This is a genomic window from Escherichia sp. WS2035 (assembly GCF_046487065.1).
GTDB lineage: Bacteria > Pseudomonadota > Gammaproteobacteria > Enterobacterales > Enterobacteriaceae > Escherichia > Escherichia coli.
On sequence record NZ_JBJQKD010000004.1, the window covers coordinates 90116 to 107938 of the forward strand.

Annotated in this window: 15 protein-coding genes and 1 tRNA gene; 8 read left to right on the forward strand and 8 right to left on the reverse strand. The window is 49.0% G+C overall.

All coding sequences use genetic code 11. From position 1 onward, the window contains the following. Positions 1-9 precede the first annotated feature (9 nt). Complete coding sequence (gene uhpC / locus ACJHX4_RS09420) at positions 10-1329, forward strand: MFS transporter family glucose-6-phosphate receptor UhpC (RefSeq protein WP_001296565.1); 1320 nt, start codon at positions 10-12, stop codon at positions 1327-1329. Between the two features lie 137 nt (positions 1330-1466). Further along, the gene (uhpT, locus tag ACJHX4_RS09425) at positions 1467-2858 is read left to right on the forward strand and encodes a hexose-6-phosphate:phosphate antiporter (RefSeq protein WP_000879199.1); all 1392 of its coding nucleotides are present in this window, start codon (positions 1467-1469) and stop codon (positions 2856-2858) included. A gap of 46 nt (positions 2859-2904) precedes the next feature. Here the strand turns inward: uhpT and adeD are convergent, their stop codons facing one another. Continuing rightward, positions 2905-4671 carry an adenine deaminase gene (gene adeD / locus ACJHX4_RS09430; protein WP_001065681.1) on the reverse strand — a complete coding sequence of 589 codons (1767 nt, stop codon included), beginning with the start codon at positions 4669-4671 and terminating at the stop codon, positions 2905-2907. Between the two features lie 174 nt (positions 4672-4845). Here adeD and adeQ point away from each other — a divergent pair, with 174 nt between their 5' ends. After that, positions 4846-6180 (forward strand): adenine permease AdeQ, encoded by a 1335-nt coding sequence (gene adeQ, locus ACJHX4_RS09435; protein WP_001527950.1) that lies wholly within the window; start codon positions 4846-4848, stop codon positions 6178-6180. A 52-nt stretch (positions 6181-6232) separates the two neighbouring features. Continuing rightward, on the forward strand, positions 6233-6685 hold the full coding sequence (locus tag ACJHX4_RS09440) for a DUF1198 domain-containing protein (RefSeq protein ID WP_001295241.1): 453 nt from the start codon (positions 6233-6235) through the stop codon (positions 6683-6685). 115 nt (positions 6686-6800) lie between these two features. Here the strand turns inward: ACJHX4_RS09440 and ACJHX4_RS09445 are convergent, their stop codons facing one another. Then, positions 6801-7124, reverse strand: coding sequence for a helix-turn-helix domain-containing protein (locus tag ACJHX4_RS09445; RefSeq protein WP_000125640.1), 324 nt, complete (start codon positions 7122-7124; stop codon positions 6801-6803). Continuing rightward, the gene (locus ACJHX4_RS09450) at positions 7108-7461 is read right to left on the reverse strand and encodes a type II toxin-antitoxin system RelE/ParE family toxin (protein ID WP_122984431.1); all 354 of its coding nucleotides are present in this window, start codon (positions 7459-7461) and stop codon (positions 7108-7110) included. Before ACJHX4_RS09450 ends, ACJHX4_RS09445 begins: the two co-directional genes overlap by 17 nt. Positions 7462-7694: 233 nt before the next feature. Between ACJHX4_RS09450 and nepI the strand changes: the two genes are divergently transcribed. Next, the gene (nepI, locus tag ACJHX4_RS09455; protein WP_001288551.1) at positions 7695-8885 is read left to right on the forward strand and encodes a purine ribonucleoside efflux pump NepI; all 1191 of its coding nucleotides are present in this window, start codon (positions 7695-7697) and stop codon (positions 8883-8885) included. A gap of 40 nt (positions 8886-8925) precedes the next feature. Here nepI and yicS read toward each other — a convergent pair whose 3' ends face one another. Further along, positions 8926-9219 carry a protein YicS gene (gene yicS, locus ACJHX4_RS09460; protein WP_001296563.1) on the reverse strand — a complete coding sequence of 98 codons (294 nt, stop codon included), beginning with the start codon at positions 9217-9219 and terminating at the stop codon, positions 8926-8928. Between the two features lie 221 nt (positions 9220-9440). Between yicS and nlpA the strand changes: the two genes are divergently transcribed. Then, the gene (gene nlpA, locus ACJHX4_RS09465; RefSeq protein WP_000779409.1) at positions 9441-10259 is read left to right on the forward strand and encodes a lipoprotein NlpA; all 819 of its coding nucleotides are present in this window, start codon (positions 9441-9443) and stop codon (positions 10257-10259) included. Between the two features lie 3 nt (positions 10260-10262). Here the strand turns inward: nlpA and ACJHX4_RS09470 are convergent, their stop codons facing one another. The 4 genes from ACJHX4_RS09470 to ACJHX4_RS09485 form a co-directional block, all read right to left on the reverse strand. Continuing rightward, positions 10263-11186 carry a carboxylate/amino acid/amine transporter gene (locus ACJHX4_RS09470; protein ID WP_000535950.1) on the reverse strand — a complete coding sequence of 308 codons (924 nt, stop codon included), beginning with the start codon at positions 11184-11186 and terminating at the stop codon, positions 10263-10265. 177 nt (positions 11187-11363) lie between these two features. After that, complete coding sequence (locus ACJHX4_RS09475) at positions 11364-11861, reverse strand: hypothetical protein (protein ID WP_000509815.1); 498 nt, start codon at positions 11859-11861, stop codon at positions 11364-11366. 569 nt (positions 11862-12430) lie between these two features. Continuing rightward, the gene (locus tag ACJHX4_RS09480; RefSeq protein WP_001280586.1) at positions 12431-13468 is read right to left on the reverse strand and encodes a virulence RhuM family protein; all 1038 of its coding nucleotides are present in this window, start codon (positions 13466-13468) and stop codon (positions 12431-12433) included. Positions 13469-13520: 52 nt separating this feature from the next. Next, positions 13521-13615, reverse strand: a tRNA-Sec gene (locus ACJHX4_RS09485). A 292-nt stretch (positions 13616-13907) separates the two neighbouring features. Between ACJHX4_RS09485 and ACJHX4_RS09490 the strand changes: the two genes are divergently transcribed. Continuing rightward, positions 13908-15290, forward strand: coding sequence for a glycoside-pentoside-hexuronide family transporter (locus ACJHX4_RS09490; protein WP_000834418.1), 1383 nt, complete (start codon positions 13908-13910; stop codon positions 15288-15290). Positions 15291-15299: 9 nt separating this feature from the next. Next, entirely contained in the window at positions 15300-17618 is a 2319-nt protein-coding gene (gene yicI, locus ACJHX4_RS09495; protein WP_000702975.1) for an alpha-xylosidase, read from the forward strand. Positions 17619-17823: the final 205 nt, after the last annotated feature.

Below are 17823 nucleotides of genomic sequence, written 5' to 3' on the forward strand. Positions count from 1 at the left end.
GGTTCGATGATGTTGCCGTTTCTGAAAGCGCCTGCCGATGCGCCATTAATGACTGATAAACATGAAATTGATGCCCGCTATCGCTACTGGCGTCGGCATATTCTGCTGACCATCTGGCTGGGTTACGCGCTGTTTTACTTCACGCGTAAAAGTTTTAACTCCGCCGTACCAGAAATCCTTGCTAACGGCGTGCTCAGCCGTAGCGATATTGGCCTGTTAGCGACCCTGTTTTACATTACCTACGGTGTGTCGAAGTTTGTCTCCGGCATTGTCAGCGATCGCTCAAATGCCCGTTATTTTATGGGGATAGGGCTTATTGCCACGGGCATTATCAACATTCTGTTTGGCTTCTCGACGTCGCTATGGGCGTTTGCCGTGCTCTGGGTGTTGAACGCCTTTTTCCAGGGCTGGGGTTCACCGGTGTGTGCGCGTCTGTTAACCGCCTGGTATTCTCGTACCGAGCGCGGCGGTTGGTGGGCATTATGGAACACGGCGCATAACGTCGGCGGCGCACTCATTCCCATTGTGATGGCAGCGAGCGCGCTGCATTACGGCTGGCGTGCCGGGATGATGATTGCGGGTTGTATGGCGATCGTCGTGGGGATTTTTCTCTGCTGGCGGCTGCGCGATCGCCCGCAGGCGTTAGGTTTACCGGCAGTTGGTGAATGGCGGCACGACGCACTGGAGATTGCTCAACAACAAGAAGGGGCAGGGCTGACGCGTAAAGAGATCCTCACCAAATATGTGTTGCTGAATCCGTATATCTGGCTGCTTTCGTTTTGCTATGTGCTGGTCTATGTGGTTCGGGCGGCGATCAACGACTGGGGCAATTTGTATATGTCCGAGACGCTGGGCGTCGATCTGGTCACGGCGAATACGGCAGTGACAATGTTTGAACTGGGCGGATTTATCGGTGCGCTGGTAGCGGGTTGGGGTTCGGACAAACTGTTTAACGGCAACCGCGGGCCGATGAATTTGATTTTCGCCGCCGGAATTTTGCTTTCAGTCGGCTCGCTGTGGCTGATGCCATTTGCCAGCTACGTGATGCAGGCAACCTGCTTCTTCACCATTGGTTTTTTTGTCTTTGGCCCGCAGATGTTAATCGGCATGGCGGCGGCAGAGTGTTCCCACAAAGAGGCGGCAGGGGCGGCGACGGGGTTTGTCGGCTTGTTTGCTTATCTTGGTGCGTCGCTTGCTGGTTGGCCGCTGGCGAAAGTACTCGATACCTGGCACTGGAGCGGATTTTTTGTGGTTATCGCCATCGCCGCCGGGATTTCCGCACTGCTGTTACTGCCCTTTTTGAACGCCCAGACACCGCGAGAAGCGTGATGCATCTCACCTTTTCACTTCATATCCGGCAAAACTAAGAAATTTTCCAGGTTTTGCCTGGACGCTATCTCAGGCCTGATTTGCTGCTGATTTTTACAATGCATGCCTCACGCAGGTATTCATTTCAGGAGTAACCCATGCTGGCTTTCTTAAACCAGGTTCGCAAGCCGACCCTGGACCTTCCGCTCGAAGTGCGGCGCAAAATGTGGTTCAAACCGTTCATGCAATCCTACCTGGTGGTCTTTATCGGCTACCTTACGATGTACCTGATTCGCAAGAACTTTAACATCGCGCAGAACGACATGATCTCGACCTACGGGTTGAGCATGACGCAGCTGGGGATGATCGGCCTGGGCTTCTCCATCACTTATGGCGTGGGTAAAACGCTGGTTTCTTACTACGCCGACGGCAAAAACACCAAACAATTCCTGCCGTTCATGCTGATCCTGTCTGCCATTTGTATGCTGGGCTTCAGTGCCAGTATGGGCAGCGGCTCGGTTAGCCTGTTCCTGATGATTGCCTTCTACGCCTTGAGCGGCTTTTTCCAGAGTACCGGCGGTTCATGCAGTTACTCCACCATCACCAAATGGACGCCGCGTCGTAAACGCGGGACATTCCTCGGTTTCTGGAACATTTCTCACAACCTTGGTGGTGCAGGCGCAGCAGGTGTGGCGCTGTTCGGCGCAAATTACCTGTTCGATGGTCATGTCATCGGCATGTTTATTTTCCCGTCGATTATCGCGCTGATTGTTGGTTTTATCGGTCTGCGTTACGGCAGCGACTCCCCGGAATCTTATGGCCTCGGCAAAGCTGAAGAGCTGTTTGGCGAGGAGATCAGTGAAGAGGATAAAGAGACAGAATCTACCGATATGACCAAGTGGCAGATCTTTGTTGAGTATGTGCTGAAAAACAAAGTGATCTGGCTGCTGTGCTTCGCCAACATTTTCCTCTATGTGGTGCGTATTGGTATCGACCAGTGGTCAACCGTGTATGCGTTCCAGGAACTGAAACTCTCTAAAGCGGTGGCGATTCAGGGCTTTACGCTGTTTGAAGCTGGTGCGCTGGTCGGTACGCTGCTGTGGGGCTGGCTCTCTGACCTGGCGAACGGTCGCCGTGGCCTGGTGGCCTGTATCGCGCTGGCGCTGATTATCGCCACGCTCGGTGTGTATCAACACGCCAGCAACCAATATATCTACCTGGCTTCTCTCTTTGCGTTGGGTTTCCTGGTCTTTGGCCCGCAACTGTTGATTGGCGTGGCGGCTGTTGGCTTTGTACCTAAAAAAGCGATTGGCGCTGCCGATGGTATTAAAGGCACCTTCGCTTACCTGATTGGTGACAGCTTTGCCAAGTTAGGTCTGGGAATGATTGCCGATGGGACGCCGGTATTTGGCCTTACCGGCTGGGCAGGCACCTTCGCCGCGCTGGATATCGCCGCGATTGGTTGTATCTGCCTGATGGCGATAGTGGCGGTGATGGAAGAACGCAAAATCCGCCGCGAGAAAAAAATTCAGCAGTTGACAGTGGCATAAACGTAACTGGTGACTTTTGCCCGGCATGACGCCGGGCTTTTTTTTATTATTCCGTGACTTCCAGCGTAGTGAAGGCAAACTTCTCACCATCAAACAGCCCCTGACTGGTTAGTTTCAGCGCGGGGATCACTGGCAGGGAAAGAAACGCCATCTGAATAAACGGCTCATCCGGTAACGGACCGCATTCACGGGCGGCGGCTTTCAAGGCGTCAATTTGCTCCGCCAGTGACTGCGCCGTGTCGGTGCTCATTAGCCCGGCAATGGGCAACGGTAGATGACTTTGTACCTGGCCGTTACGGACCACGCACAGCCCGCCGCCATCCTGAATCACCTGATTGACCGCCAGCGCCATCTCTTCTGCGCTACGACCGATCACCACAATATTATGGCTGTCATGGCTGACCGTCGCCGCCAGCGCACCTTCATTCAGGCCAAAGCCGCCGAGCAAACCACAGGCCGGAGCCAGTCGTTGTCCGTAACGCTCAAGAACGGCAATAAAGCACACATCATCGCGATCAAAACCGTTTTCGCTGTAGACGCTGGAGCGGGAGTGCGTGATCAGTTCGTTATGGATTACCTCAATAACGCGATAGCGTTTTCCGGGGGTAAATTGCAGGGCAAAGTCACTGGCGGAAACTGGCTGGCGATCAATGGTATTGCCATATGGCGGGGCGGATTGTGCCAGTCTCGCCGACTCTTCCGCCTGTAAGGTTTGTGCATCGATCGGCTCGCCTTTCACCAGTACCTGCTGCACCGTGACCTTACGCGCATCGCTCAACAGGACGATATCGGCCTGCTTGCCGGGTGCCAGTAAGCCGAGGTGATTCAGACCAAAATGGCGCGCCGTCGACCAGCTGGCTACGCGATATGCCACATGCAGCGGTACATTGTGTTGTTCGATCAGGCGGCGAATTAAGGCATCGATGTGTCCTTCATGGGCGATCTCCCACGGGTTACGGTCATCGGTACAGAGCATGCATTGCGGGCTGTTAAATTCGTTGATCAACGGTGCCAGCGCGTTGAGATTGCGGGCTGCGGACCCTTCACGGATCATCAATGACATGCCGAGTTGCAATTTCCGGCGTCCTTCTTCCAACTGATAACTTTCGTGGCAGTTTTCAATACCCGCAGCAATATAGGCGTTAAGTTCTTTACCACCCAAACCCGGGCAGTGACCGTCCAGTGTCAGGTGGCGAAATGCGTCCAGTTTATCGAGCAGCGCATTCTGCCCGCTAATTACGCCAGGGTAGTCCATCATTTCTGCAAGGCCGGTAACCTGCGGATGGTCCCGCCAGGCGAGCATCTGTTCAAGGGTAAAACTGGCACCATTAACATCGCAGCCTTCCAGGGCGGGTACGCAAGAGCTGACCTGTAAGTACTGGTTTTGCCTTGCCTGTTCGGCACAGCGGGCAAACCAGGCGAATCCGGCTTCTCCCATCACGTTGACGATTTCATGAGGGTCGCAAATAACGGTCGTCAGGCCGCGCGGCAGGGTAGCAGTTTCAAAGGTGACCGGCGTCATCATGCTGGATTCAATATGCAGGTGAGCATCAATAAACCCTGGCACCGCCGTTGCGCCGCGGGCATCAATCCGCTGCAAAGCCGGAGCATCAGCGTATTCTGCGCCAACACCGGCAATGTAACGTCCTTTAATCACAATTGGGCCGGAAATTTCTCCGCCATTGATCAGGTCGAGAATAGAGACATTATCAATAATATAATCGGCAACAGCGTCTCCACGGGAAACGGCTAACAATTCCTGGTATTCAGCCCGGCTAATGTGATGAAATTTATGGTTAATAGAATTATTCATATTTTTCTCATTTTGATTTTATCAATTTGATTATTATTTATCATAAAGAAACGTCGCGAGATTATTAAAGAATATCCATTAATGTGCAATTGAAATGTGATAATTATCACTGAACCGTTGTTGTCATTTGTTTTACAAAAGCAAGGGATTAAATCTCCTCCAATGGACAAAAAAATGAATAATGACAATACCGATTACGTGAGTAATGAATCAGGGACGCTTTCGCGATTATTTAAACTACCTCAGCATGGGACCACCGTCCGCACAGAATTGATTGCGGGGATGACCACTTTTTTAACCATGGTGTACATCGTTTTTGTGAACCCGCAAATCCTCGGCGCGGCACAAATGGACCCAAAAGTGGTGTTTGTTACCACCTGTTTGATTGCCGGTATCGGCAGTATTGCGATGGGGGTATTTGCTAACTTACCCGTGGCACTGGCTCCGGCAATGGGCCTGAACGCCTTCTTTGCCTTCGTGGTCGTGGGGGCGATGGGTATCTCCTGGCAGACCGGGATGGGCGCGATATTCTGGGGCGCAGTTGGGCTATTTTTGCTCACGCTGTTTCGTATCCGGTACTGGATGATCTCCAACATTCCATTAAGTTTACGTATTGGTATCACCAGCGGAATCGGATTATTTATCGCCTTAATGGGATTAAAAAATACTGGCGTTATTGTCGCCAATAAAGACACCCTGGTGATGATTGGCGATTTAAGTTCTCACGGCGTGTTGTTAGGTATTTTAGGGTTTTTTATTATAACTGTGTTGTCATCACGTCATTTTCATGCCGCGGTGCTTGTTTCTATTGTGGTGACGTCTTGCTGTGGATTATTTTTCGGTGATGTTCATTTTAGCGGTGTCTATTCCATTCCGCCTGATATTAGCGGCGTCATTGGTGAAGTGGATTTGAGCGGTGCGTTATCACTTGAACTCGCCGGTATCATTTTCTCCTTTATGCTGATCAACTTATTTGATTCATCAGGGACATTAATTGGTGTGACTGATAAAGCTGGCTTAATAGATAGTAACGGTAAATTCCCCAATATGAATAAGGCGCTGTATGTTGATAGCATCAGTTCGGTGGCGGGTGCGTTTATCGGTACCTCGTCTGTTACCGCCTATATTGAAAGTACTTCAGGTGTGGCTGTCGGTGGTCGCACGGGGCTGACTGCGGTTGTTGTCGGCGTTATGTTTCTGCTGGTTATGTTCTTCTCACCGCTGGTGGCGATGGTTCCTCCTTACGCAACCGCCGGAGCGTTAATCTTTGTTGGCGTATTGATGACATCGAGCCTGGCACGCGTTAACTGGGATGATTTTACCGAATCGGTGCCTGCGTTTATTACCACGGTGATGATGCCCTTTACGTTCTCGATCACCGAAGGGATTGCACTAGGCTTTATGTCGTACTGCATCATGAAAGTGTGCACCGGGCGCTGGCGCGATCTGAACCTGTGTGTGGTGGTGGTCGCAGCTCTGTTTGCACTGAAGATTATTCTGGTGGATTAGTAACTGGCGAGGGTTTCCAGATATCATGAGTTCTGATTACGCAGGAGAACTCATGATCTGGATAATGCTCGCCACGCTGGCGGTAGTGTTTGTGGTTGGTTTTCGGGTGCTGACATCCGGGGCCAGAAAAGCGATTCGCCGTCTCAGCGATCGGCTGAACATCGATGTCGTACCCGTGGAGTCGATGGTCGATCAAATGGGAAAGTCAGCCGGTGACGAATTTTTACGTTATTTGCATCGCCCGGATGAGTCGCACCTGCAAAACGCCGCGCAGGTGTTGCTCATCTGGCAAATTGTCATTGTCGATGGTAGCGAACAGAACCTGCTGCAATGGCATCGGATTTTACAAAAAGCCCGCCTTGCCGCGCCGATTACCGATGCTCAGGTCAGACTGGCGCTGGGTTTTCTGCGCGAAACCGAACCTGAAATGCAGGATATCAATGCTTTTCAGATGCGCTATAACGCGTTCTTTCAGCCTGCCGAGGGCGTTCACTGGCTGCATTAAAACCGCTTCGTCTTATCAGCCTACAGACCGCGCCTGACCTGGTGGGTGGATAAGGCGTGTACGTCGCATCCGGTATCGGAATTGACAGTAGGTGAACGCATTATCTACGTTCTATTTACAGCAGCACCTCCAGCCCGTGTTTTTGCACAATGCTGAGCAGTTTTAATGAAATGCCATTGGGGCGTTTAGCGCCACTTTCCCATTTTTGTACAGTTGAAACGCTGGTATTGAGATAGTGAGCGAAGACGGGCTGACTCACTTTTAATTTTTCCCGCAGTGCTTTTATCTCAACAGGTTGTAAGTCTTGCACGCTGGTCAGGCAGGCTTTGTCAAAAGTACGCATCGTTTCGGCAGAAATAGCATCGACTCTGGACAATCCAGCCGCTGCGCTGTGAATAGCTTCAAATGCAGGACTTTTAAATTTAGTTTTTGCAGTCATAGCAGATCTCTGTCAGTTCTTTAGTGTTAATCATTGCTGTCAGTTGGGCTTTCGTCAGGAAGGCATAATGCTTTGCAAGTTCACGAAACCCAGCCAGTTCCTGACTATTAATGTTCGACATATCCTGTTTTGCATATAAAAACGTGTAAAACCAATTGCTTCCCCCTTTCGCCAGAATAATTGCACGCTCACGATTTCGGTGAAGGCGCTTTTTAAAAACGCCACCACCAAGTACATCAGCTTTACCTTGTTCCGTTTCTAAAATGGCCCGGCACAACTCTTCATCTGTTATTGCATGAGACCTGGCTTCCCTTGCAAACCATTTGGTTTTAAACACGCGCATATCGTTGAGATCCTGTTATTAAAGTATATCACCAAGTGCAATACTTTATCCCTTATTCCCAACCTAATCGCGAAAATGCATATCACCTTGCCCTATGATTTTTATTTCTTCGAGCAGCCTCGAACTTTTCCCACAACACCGTAAAAGTTGCAAAAACGTTAAATACGTCACACATTTCAATGTTAAAGTGGTCGGCTTTCCCTCTGAAACATGCCACGGGTAACACCATGAGTGAATTTATTGCTGAAAACCGCGGCGCGGATGCCATCACCCGACCGAACTGGTCAGCCGTTTTCTCGGTGGCATTTTGCGTTGCCTGTCTTATTATCGTTGAGTTTTTGCCCGTCAGTTTGTTGACGCCAATGGCCCAGGATTTAGGCATTTCGGAAGGGGTTGCCGGGCAATCGGTGACCGTAACCGCTTTTGTGGCGATGTTTGCCAGTTTGTTTATTACCCAGACCATTCAGGCCACTGACCGCCGCTACGTTGTCATTCTGTTCGCCGTTTTGCTGACGCTTTCCTGTTTGCTGGTTTCCTTTGCCAACTCATTCAGTCTGTTGTTAATCGGTCGCGCCTGTCTGGGGCTGGCGCTGGGCGGATTCTGGGCGATGTCGGCGTCGCTGACCATGCGTCTGGTACCGCCGCGTACGGTGCCGAAGGCGCTGTCGGTGATCTTCGGCGCGGTTTCTATTGCGCTGGTGATTGCCGCGCCGTTGGGCAGTTTTTTAGGCGAGCTTATCGGTTGGCGCAATGTCTTTAATGCGGCGGCGGTGATGGGCGTGCTGTGTATTTTCTGGATTATCAAATCACTGCCTTCGCTGCCAGGCGAACCTTCGCATCAGAAACAAAATACTTTCCGCTTATTACAACGTCCGGGAGTGATGGCCGGGATGATCGCCATCTTTATGTCCTTTGCCGGACAGTTTGCTTTTTTCACTTATATTCGCCCAGTGTATATGAATCTGGCGGGATTCGGTGTTGATGGCTTAACCCTGGTGCTGCTGAGTTTTGGTATCGCCAGCTTTGTCGGGACATCGCTTTCGTCGTTTATTCTCAAACGTTCGGTGAAACTGGCCTTAGCGGGCGCACCGTTTGTGCTCGCCCTGAGCGCGCTGGTACTGACGCTGTGGGGAAGCGATAAAATTGTTGCTACTGGTGTGGCGATTATCTGGGGGCTGACCTTTGCTTTAATTCCCGTTGGCTGGTCAACGTGGATCACTCGCTCACTGGCCGATCAGGCAGAAAAAGCCGGATCTATTCAGGTGGCCGTTATTCAGCTTGCCAATACCTGCGGTGCGGCAATCGGCGGTTATGCGTTGGATAACATTGGTCTGACTTCGCCGCTGATGTTGTCCGGCACATTGATGTTGCTGACTGCATTGTTGGTGACTGCAAAGGTGAAAATGAAGAAATCCTGATATCAGGTAAAGAAGCGTTGGTCAGTGGTTGTTGCCGTTCTTACATATCCGGGCATTCTACCTTACCCAACGCTTCCCAATAATTGCTCTGATTATTACGTTCCATCGCTACGATGGCTTCGCGTATGTGTTGTTTATTGCTTTCATCAGACAACATTAACTTTTCCCACGCTTCATCTGATAACGATGCCTGCGGGGTACAAATTTTACGTAAATCTTGCAATACCGTGGTTTTCTCTTTTGCCGACTGTAGGGAACTGAATGGCGACTCGGCCTGAGAAATGGCTGGAAAAATCAGGAATATGGTAATCATGAGTAGCATCGTTGGCTTCATAGCGGCAACCTTCTGCAAATGTGCATCGAATGAAGCATAAGTGTAGTTTGCTTTTGCCGCTCTCATCATGCTGTACGAAAGGTGTTTGCGTGGTCAGTAAGAAGTGCCAGACTTTATATTCCACTTTTATTCCTTTTTATTCTTATCGATAGCGTTTCGTTTTTTAAACTGCAGCGACCTTACCGCTATAGTCAGGTAATCATTAATAAAAGGATAAAAAAATGAAACTGACAACACATCATCTACGGGCGGGGGCCGCATTATTACTGGCAGGAGTTCTGCTGGCAGGTTGCGACCAGAGCAGTAGCGATGAAAAGCATATTAAAGTTGGCGTTATTAATGGCGCAGAACAAGATGTCGCGGAAGTCGCTAAAAAGGTAGCAAAAGAGAAATATGGCCTCGATGTTGAACTGGTAGGATTTAGCGGTTCGTTGCTACCGAACGATGCGACAAATCATGGCGAGCTTGATGCGAACGTCTTCCAGCATCGACCCTTTCTTGAACAAGATAATCAGGCGCATGGTTATAAACTGGTAGCGGTGGGAAATACGTTTGTCTTCCCCATGGCGGGTTATTCCAAAAAAATCAAAACCGTGGCGCAAATAAAAGAAGGCGCGACAGTGGCGATCCCCAACGACCCGACTAACCTTGGTCGTGCGCTTTTACTGCTGCAAAAAGAGAAGCTAATTACTCTGAAAGAGGGAAAAGGGTTATTACCTACCGCGTTGGATATAACCGATAATCCACGCCATTTGCAGATAATGGAGCTGGAAGGGGCACAGTTGCCACGTGTACTGGACGACCCGAAAGTGGATGTAGCGATTATCAGCACCACTTACATCCAGCAAACAGGACTTTCTCCGGTTAACGACAGCGTATTTATTGAAGATAAAAATTCGCCGTATGTGAATATTCTGGTGGCACGGGAAGATAATAAGAATGCAGAAAACGTGAAGGAATTTCTGCAATCTTATCAATCACCCGAAGTCGCTAAAGCGGCAGAAACCATCTTTAACGGAGGCGCGGTGCCTGGCTGGTAATTCTCACTCATGCCGCGCCGGACGATTTATTTTTCTGGCGCGGCGGCGGGAATCCATTGAAATCAAAATCACCGATGACAGAATCAGCAGCGTTCCCAGCCAGTCCGGCAATGTGAAGGTGATCCCCAGCAACAGCAAAGAGAGCAGTGCGCTACTTAATGGTTCTGCACAGCTTAAAATGCTGGCTTTTGGACCACCAATTAATTGTGCTCCTTTCAGGTACAGACTAAATGTCAGGGACGTACCAATGACCACCAAATAAAAAAACGCCAGAATCAAACTGCCGTTAACGACAAAGTTTGTCCCTTGTCTGGCATAAAAGGGCAGCAGGATCAGACCGCCAATGAGCATACTCCAGCCGACGACCGGTAACGTGCCATAGCGAGCAATCAGCGTTGAGGGATAGGTGGTATAGAATGCAGCAGCAAATGCCGAGGCAATGCCCCAGAATAACGCGGCAGGAGAGATCGATAATGACGTCGGATTACCGTGTGTCACCAATAAAAAAGTCCCGATCAGCGATGTCAAAATAGCGCAAAAAACCAGGATGCCGGGGCGGGATTTACGCACCAGTGAGAACCAGGCGACGATAATAGTCGGTGAGAGGAATTGCAGCACCGTTGCCGTGGCTGCGTTCGATTTTTCGATGGTTAGCAAAAAAGTGAGCTGTACGGTTAGCGCGCCAACCACGGAAAAAATCAGTAGGCTAATGGCATCTTTGTGATTGTTAATAATAGAAAAGATTTTATCACCATGAACAAATGATAGCGTCAGCAGAATCAATCCGGCGAATATCAAACGCGTCATAGTCAAAAACTGCGACGACATCTGGCTTTGCTCCATGATGTATTGCGCGCAGACCCCTGAACTTCCCCACAACACGGCGGCAATCAGAACGTTCAGCATCCCCTTTCTGGTGGAACCCATTTTTCCCTCTGCATACTGTTTTGTCTTTTCATCAATATACGTTAAGGATACCACTACCGATGACGGTGAGGGAGTAGAGTAATCAATCAGTTTTAGTGAATGGAGGAAATAATGACATATAACAATTATTCATATGGTGTTTAAAAAACCTCACTAAAAACTCAATATGAAATTTAATTATTTAATGTTCAATAACTCTATGGCTTTAGTATATTCATCAGGAATACCAATTATAAAACAAGGTGCGGTATCGGTAGGTAGATTTTCTTTGTTATCATCATCCAGAACAGAAATAGAAAACTGTCGTTCAGGTGTTGATGTTGTGGTTATTAAAATGGTTGGATTAGGAAGAGAAACATATGTTGTCTCATTTTTTAGTTTTATTCCTTTGATGTTTTCTTTGTTAATTTTATCAATCGTTTCAATAGAGAAAAAAGAATCATGCCCCATTCGCAGTTCAATTTTATTATCGTTTTCGAATAAATAAAGGGCATTATTGTTTTGAAACAGATTGAATATATTGTTAGCGCAAGTTTGAGTTGCTAGCCAGGATGCCGCTGGATGACTCAAATTAATATGTGTGCTAAAGACTTTGACGCGACTACTTCTGTTTTTCTCTTTACTTTCAATTAAATGCCTAGCGCTGTTGGCTGCTTTACAAGTTCCATGCCCCACACGGCAAAAATAATCTCCTGAAAGGATACTTACAATCAGTATTACACCAATGACGACAGAAAAAATAGTTCCGATGAGTTTGATGATGACAATCCTTGTGCAGTGTTATTTTCACCATGGATTATAATGTTATAGTGAAATTATTGCACCTGTAATTTTTCTTTGATTGTTTTAATCATCACATTTACGCACTTCTTCATCTTTGTAGCAGGTAAAAGCCATATATGGATGGCTGGTGTCCGGTGCAGATAAAATGCAACTTATTCTTGATAGCTTGAAAAAAGAGAGGTTTTTTTGAGTGACGGTTGATGGTCGGTGGCAAGGAAGACGTTTTCGTACACTCGGCAAGAAAAATGAATCACTCTGTCATACTACCAGATACATCAGCAGGGTCAGGTTGCTCAGAAATAAGCAGGATGGGGATCACTGAAGAGGCATTTTGGCGATCACAGGAGTCGCATTTGATGGTTAAGTTATTGATTTAATGTTTATATTTTGAACTTGATAAATGAGTAACCCCATAAGTACCCCCAAATGGTTTTGCGTATGGCGTTTGGGGGGATTCCGGGCTACTTTTTCGACTCTTTATTCCACTGTAGCAAACCAGCGATATCCTTCTCGCCTTCGGCTTCTTTTAAGCGCCGTTGTTGTTCGGCAAACTGAACATACTCCGCCTGCGCTTTTTCATCGGCCATTTTCTTGCTGATTTTACCAGCGCCCTGTAGAACCTCTCGGTCGTTAAATTGCAGGAACTGATCCAGCTTATCCTGCCAGTCGCGCAAAAAGACTTGCTGACGACGACGGGCCTGATCCTCGGCAAAGTCCAGCCACATATTAACCACGCGATTAAGTTCGCTGACCTCATCCTGGGTGAGATAATTTTTTGCCACCGTCACGTCGCCCTTACGTACCTCTTCACCTTTATAACTGGTCAAGCCCATGTGCGGCTGGCTGGCATCTGCTCGTTTGTGGATGAGTTCCGCAGCGGTATGCCCGGTACAGGCAAAATGCAGTTTATTCTGGATGGTTTGAAAAAATTGCGTGGTTTCTTTAAGCGATGGCTGATAGTCGGCAGCTAAAGCAAAGATCTCCCGCACCCGCAAATATACCCGACGCTCGCTGGCGCGAATATCGCGGATGCGTTCAAGCATCTCATCAAAATAGTCGGGCACAACCGATGAACCGACAGGCGGATTCTTCAGCCGCTCATCGTCCATCACAAAACCTTTGATCAGGTATTCCTGAAGCGTCTGGGTGGCCCACTGGCGGAATTGCGTGCCTCGAGGCGAGCGAACGCGATAGCCGACAGCGAGAATGGCTTCGAGGTTGTAATGGTCTATCTCTCTGGAAACCTGACGTTTTCCTTCCTGGCGAACTATCCGGAATTTCCGGATGGTTGAGTTTTGAACAAGTTCACCTTCGGAAAATATATTGATTAAATGTTCGTTAATAGTGCGAACATCTTTATCGTACAGTTCAGCCATTGCCGCCTGGGATAACCAGATTGTGTCTGACTCAAAGCGACATTCAACACGCACTCTTCCGTCACCGCTGGCAAACATAATAAACTCGCCTGCTGGGGGCTGGGTTAAGTCTTTGTCTGACATGTTGCCTCCGAAGGAGTGTTGTTGACGTCGGGAGAGTTCAGGAGAGGCATTTTGGCGGAAGATCACAGGAGTCGAACCTGCCCGGGACCGCTGGCGGCCCCAACTGGATTTGAAGTCCAGCCGCCTCACCGGAGACGACGATCTTCCGCGCCTCGATTGCTACATGGAGGCGGGGCGCATTATAGCTACTTCCTTGAGTTTCTACATCCCCCAGATCAGTTTTTTCCGCCTAATACACGCAGCGTATTATCACGAAAGCATTATAGTTCATATAAAACTCATATTTTACAATGATATATGAGCGAAATTAACGCTACCACGATCACATAAAACAAGAATCATAAATTAATAACCAGATATCGGAATATTCGCTCTCGCAGGGATGGTTTACAAAATGCGTTATCGGTCTCAGCACCCCTATAGCATCAAGGAAAAGCAGATGAAGAGTGAAGTGTTGTCCGTTAAAGAGAAAATTGGTTATGGCATGGGAGACGCCGCCAGCCACATTATTTTCGATAACGTAATGTTATATATGATGTTCTTTTATACCGATATTTTTGGCATTCCTGCCGGATTTGTCGGAACCATGTTTTTGGTCGCTCGTGCACTGGATGCGATTTCCGATCCTTGCATGGGATTGTTGGCCGATCGAACGCGCTCTCGCTGGGGTAAATTTCGGCCGTGGGTACTGTTTGGTGCACTGCCATTCGGGATCGTCTGTGTACTAGCCTATAGCACGCCAGATCTCAGTATGAACGGAAAAATGATTTATGCAGCAATTACTTACACCCTACTTACCTTACTTTATACCATCGTCAATATCCCTTACTGCGCATTGGGTGGTGTAATCACCAATGACCCGACTCAGCGTATCTCGCTGCAATCCTGGCGTTTTGTGCTGGCGACCGCGGGAGGCATGCTCTCTACTGTTCTGATGATGCCACTGGTTAATTTAATTGGTGGTGATAATAAACCACTCGGTTTCCAGGGCGGTATCGCGGTCCTTTCCGTGGTGGCATTTATGATGCTGGCATTCTGTTTCTTCACCACTAAAGAACGCGTTGAAGCACCACCTACAACGACGTCTATGCGGGATGATTTACGTGATATCTGGCAAAACGACCAGTGGCGTATTGTCGGTTTCCTGACCATTTTCAATATCCTGGCGGTGTGCGTACGTGGTGGGGCGATGATGTATTACGTCACATGGATTTTGGGTACGCCGGAAGTATTTGTTGCTTTTCTCACCACTTATTGCGTGGGTAACCTGATTGGTTCCGCACTGGCAAAACCGCTGACCGACTGGAAATGTAAAGTCACTATCTTCTGGTGGACGAACGCCCTGCTGGCAGTGATTAGCCTCGCGATGTTCTTTGTTCCTATGCAGGCCAGCATCACCATGTTTGTCTTCATCTTCGTGATTGGTGTGTTGCATCAACTGGTGACACCTATCCAGTGGGTAATGATGTCCGATACCGTCGACTACGGCGAGTGGTGTAATGGTAAACGCCTGACCGGGATCAGTTTTGCTGGCACGCTGTTTGTGCTCAAACTGGGGTTGGCCTTCGGTGGTGCCCTTATCGGCTGGATGCTGGCTTATGGCGGATATGATGCGGCAGAAAAAGCGCAGAACAGCGCCACAATTAGCATCATTATCGCGCTATTCACGATTGTTCCGGCGATCTGTTACTTGCTGAGCGCGATTATCGCTAAACGCTACTACTCGCTCACGACGCACAATCTGAAAACCGTTATGGAACAGCTGGCGCAGGGCAAACGCCGTTGCCAGCAACAATTCACCTCTCAAGAAGTGCAGAACTAAGGAACGGCAATGAAAATTAGCGACGGAAACTGGTTGATTCAACCTGGCCTCAATTTGATTCACCCGCTTCAGGTGTTCGAGGTTGAACAGCAGGGTAATGAAATGGTGGTCTATGCTGCCCCTCGTGATGTGCGTGAACGTACCTGGCAGCTTGATACGCCTTTATTTACGCTGCGCTTTTTCTCCCCACAGGAAGGTATTGTCGGTGTACGGATTGAGCATTTTCAGGGGGCGCTGAATAACGGTCCTCATTACCCGCTCAATATTTTGCAGGACGTGAAGGTCACTATCGAAAACACAGAACGTTACGCTGAGTTTAAAAGTGGCAACTTAAGTGCGCGTGTCAGCAAAGGTGAGTTCTGGTCACTGGATTTTCTGCGCAACGGCGAACGTATTACCGGTAGTCAGGTGAAAAATAATGGCTACGTGCAGGACACGAATAATCAACGAAATTATATGTTTGAACGGCTGGATCTTGGCGTTGGCGAAACAGTTTACGGCCTGGGAGAGCGCTTTACTGCCCTGGTGCGCAATGGTCAGACGGTAGAAACCTGGAACCGGGACGGCGGCACAAGTACTGAACAGGCGTATAAAAATATCCCGTTTTATGTGACTAACCGTGGTTATGGGGTACTGGTCAATCATCCCCAATGTGTCTCTTTTGAAGTGGGATCGGAGAAAGTCTCCAAAGTACAGTTCAGCGTTGAGAGTGAATATCTCGAATACTTTGTTATCGACGGCCCGACGCCTAAAGCGGTACTTGATCGTTATACCCGTTTTACTGGCCGTCCGGCGCTGCCGCCCGCGTGGTCCTTCGGTCTGTGGCTAACCACTTCATTTACCACCAACTACGACGAAGCGACGGTAAACAGCTTTATCGATGGTATGGCGGAACGCAATCTGCCGCTGCATGTTTTCCACTTTGACTGTTTCTGGATGAAAGCCTTCCAGTGGTGCGATTTTGAGTGGGATCCGCTGACTTTTCCGGACCCGGAAGGGATGATCCGCCGCCTGAAAGCGAAAGGGCTGAAAATCTGCGTCTGGATTAACCCCTATATTGGGCAAAAATCCCCCGTCTTTAAAGAGTTACAAGAGAAAGGTTATTTACTCAAACGCCCGGACGGTTCGCTGTGGCAGTGGGATAAATGGCAGCCAGGTCTGGCGATTTATGACTTTACCAATCCGGATGCCTGCAAATGGTACGCCGACAAACTGAAAGGTCTGGTCGCGATGGGCGTTGATTGCTTTAAGACCGACTTTGGCGAACGTATTCCAACCGATGTTCAATGGTTTGATGGTTCCGATCCGCAGAAAATGCATAACCATTATGCATACATCTACAACGAACTGGTGTGGAACGTGCTCAAGGACACCGTTGGTGAGGAAGAAGCCGTCTTGTTTGCCCGCTCGGCCTCCGTTGGTGCGCAGAAATTTCCGGTACACTGGGGTGGCGACTGTTACGCTAACTACGAATCAATGGCGGAAAGCCTGCGCGGTGGTTTGTCTATTGGCCTTTCAGGTTTTGGCTTCTGGAGCCACGATATCGGCGGCTTTGAAAATACCGCTCCGGCGCACGTTTACAAACGCTGGTGCGCGTTTGGTTTGCTCTCCAGCCATAGCCGTTTACATGGCAGCAAATCTTATCGTGTGCCGTGGGCCTACGATGATGAGTCCTGTGATGTGGTGCGCTTCTTCACGCAACTGAAATGCCGCATGATGCCGTATCTGTATCGTGAAGCTGCACGTGCAAACGCCCGGGGTACGCCGATGATGCGGGCCATGATGATGGAGTTCCCGGACGATCCGGCTTGTGATTACCTTGACCGTCAATACATGTTAGGCGACAACGTGATGGTTGCGCCTGTGTTCACTGAAGCGGGCGATGTGCAGTTCTACCTGCCGGAAGGTCGCTGGACACACCTGTGGCACAACGATGAACTCGACGGTAGTCGCTGGCATAAACAGCAGCACAGCTTCCTGAGTCTGCCCGTTTATGTGCGTGATAGCACCCTACTGGCGCTGGGCAACAACGATCAACGTCCCGATTACGCGTGGCACGAAGGTACGGCATTCCACCTCTTTAATCTGCAAGACGGGCATGAAGCCGTCTGTGAAGTGCCCACTGCTGACGGTTCGGTGATCTTTACTTTAAAAGCAGCACGTACTGGCAACACGATTACTGTGACTGGTACGGGCGAGGCGAAGAACTGGACACTGTGCTTGCGCAATATTGTGAAAGTAAATGGTCTGCAAGGCGGTTCGCAGGCTGAAAGTGAGCAGGGACTGGTGGTGACTCCTCAAGGGAATGCGCTGACAATTACGTTGTAATCTATTGAAGAATGCCGGATACGAATGGTTTTGTGTCGTATCCGGTAAATAATCTCACATCTGGTAATAAATATTTCTTCCATCGTATTTGCGAGCATGATCACGATTATTCATCACGAAAATGTGATCTGTGCTGAAAAATATCCCTTAACCGCCTTGCTTTGTTTTATCACTGTCCGGATTACGGACAGATTTTAGTATTGTT

Bases quoted from the DNA above. Each gene is read 5' to 3' on its own strand.
- ACJHX4_RS09490 (WP_000834418.1), top strand. From the start codon at position 13,908: ATGAAGAGTGAAGTGTTGTCCGTTAAAGAGAAAATTGGTTATGGCATG.
- ACJHX4_RS09470 (WP_000535950.1), bottom strand. From the start codon at position 11,186: ATGGGTTCCACCAGAAAGGGGATGCTGAACGTTCTGATTGCCGCCGTG.
- uhpC (WP_001296565.1), top strand. From the start codon at position 10: ATGTTGCCGTTTCTGAAAGCGCCTGCCGATGCGCCATTAATGACTGAT.
- yicI (WP_000702975.1), top strand. From the start codon at position 15,300: ATGAAAATTAGCGACGGAAACTGGTTGATTCAACCTGGCCTCAATTTG.
- adeD (WP_001065681.1), bottom strand. From the start codon at position 4,671: ATGAATAATTCTATTAACCATAAATTTCATCACATTAGCCGGGCTGAA.
- ACJHX4_RS09440 (WP_001295241.1), top strand. From the start codon at position 6,233: ATGATCTGGATAATGCTCGCCACGCTGGCGGTAGTGTTTGTGGTTGGT.
- nlpA (WP_000779409.1), top strand. From the start codon at position 9,441: ATGAAACTGACAACACATCATCTACGGGCGGGGGCCGCATTATTACTG.
- adeQ (WP_001527950.1), top strand. From the start codon at position 4,846: ATGAATAATGACAATACCGATTACGTGAGTAATGAATCAGGGACGCTT.
- yicS (WP_001296563.1), bottom strand. From the start codon at position 9,219: ATGAAGCCAACGATGCTACTCATGATTACCATATTCCTGATTTTTCCA.
- nepI (WP_001288551.1), top strand. From the start codon at position 7,695: ATGAGTGAATTTATTGCTGAAAACCGCGGCGCGGATGCCATCACCCGA.
- uhpT (WP_000879199.1), top strand. From the start codon at position 1,467: ATGCTGGCTTTCTTAAACCAGGTTCGCAAGCCGACCCTGGACCTTCCG.
- ACJHX4_RS09480 (WP_001280586.1), bottom strand. From the start codon at position 13,468: ATGTCAGACAAAGACTTAACCCAGCCCCCAGCAGGCGAGTTTATTATG.
- ACJHX4_RS09445 (WP_000125640.1), bottom strand. From the start codon at position 7,124: ATGACTGCAAAAACTAAATTTAAAAGTCCTGCATTTGAAGCTATTCAC.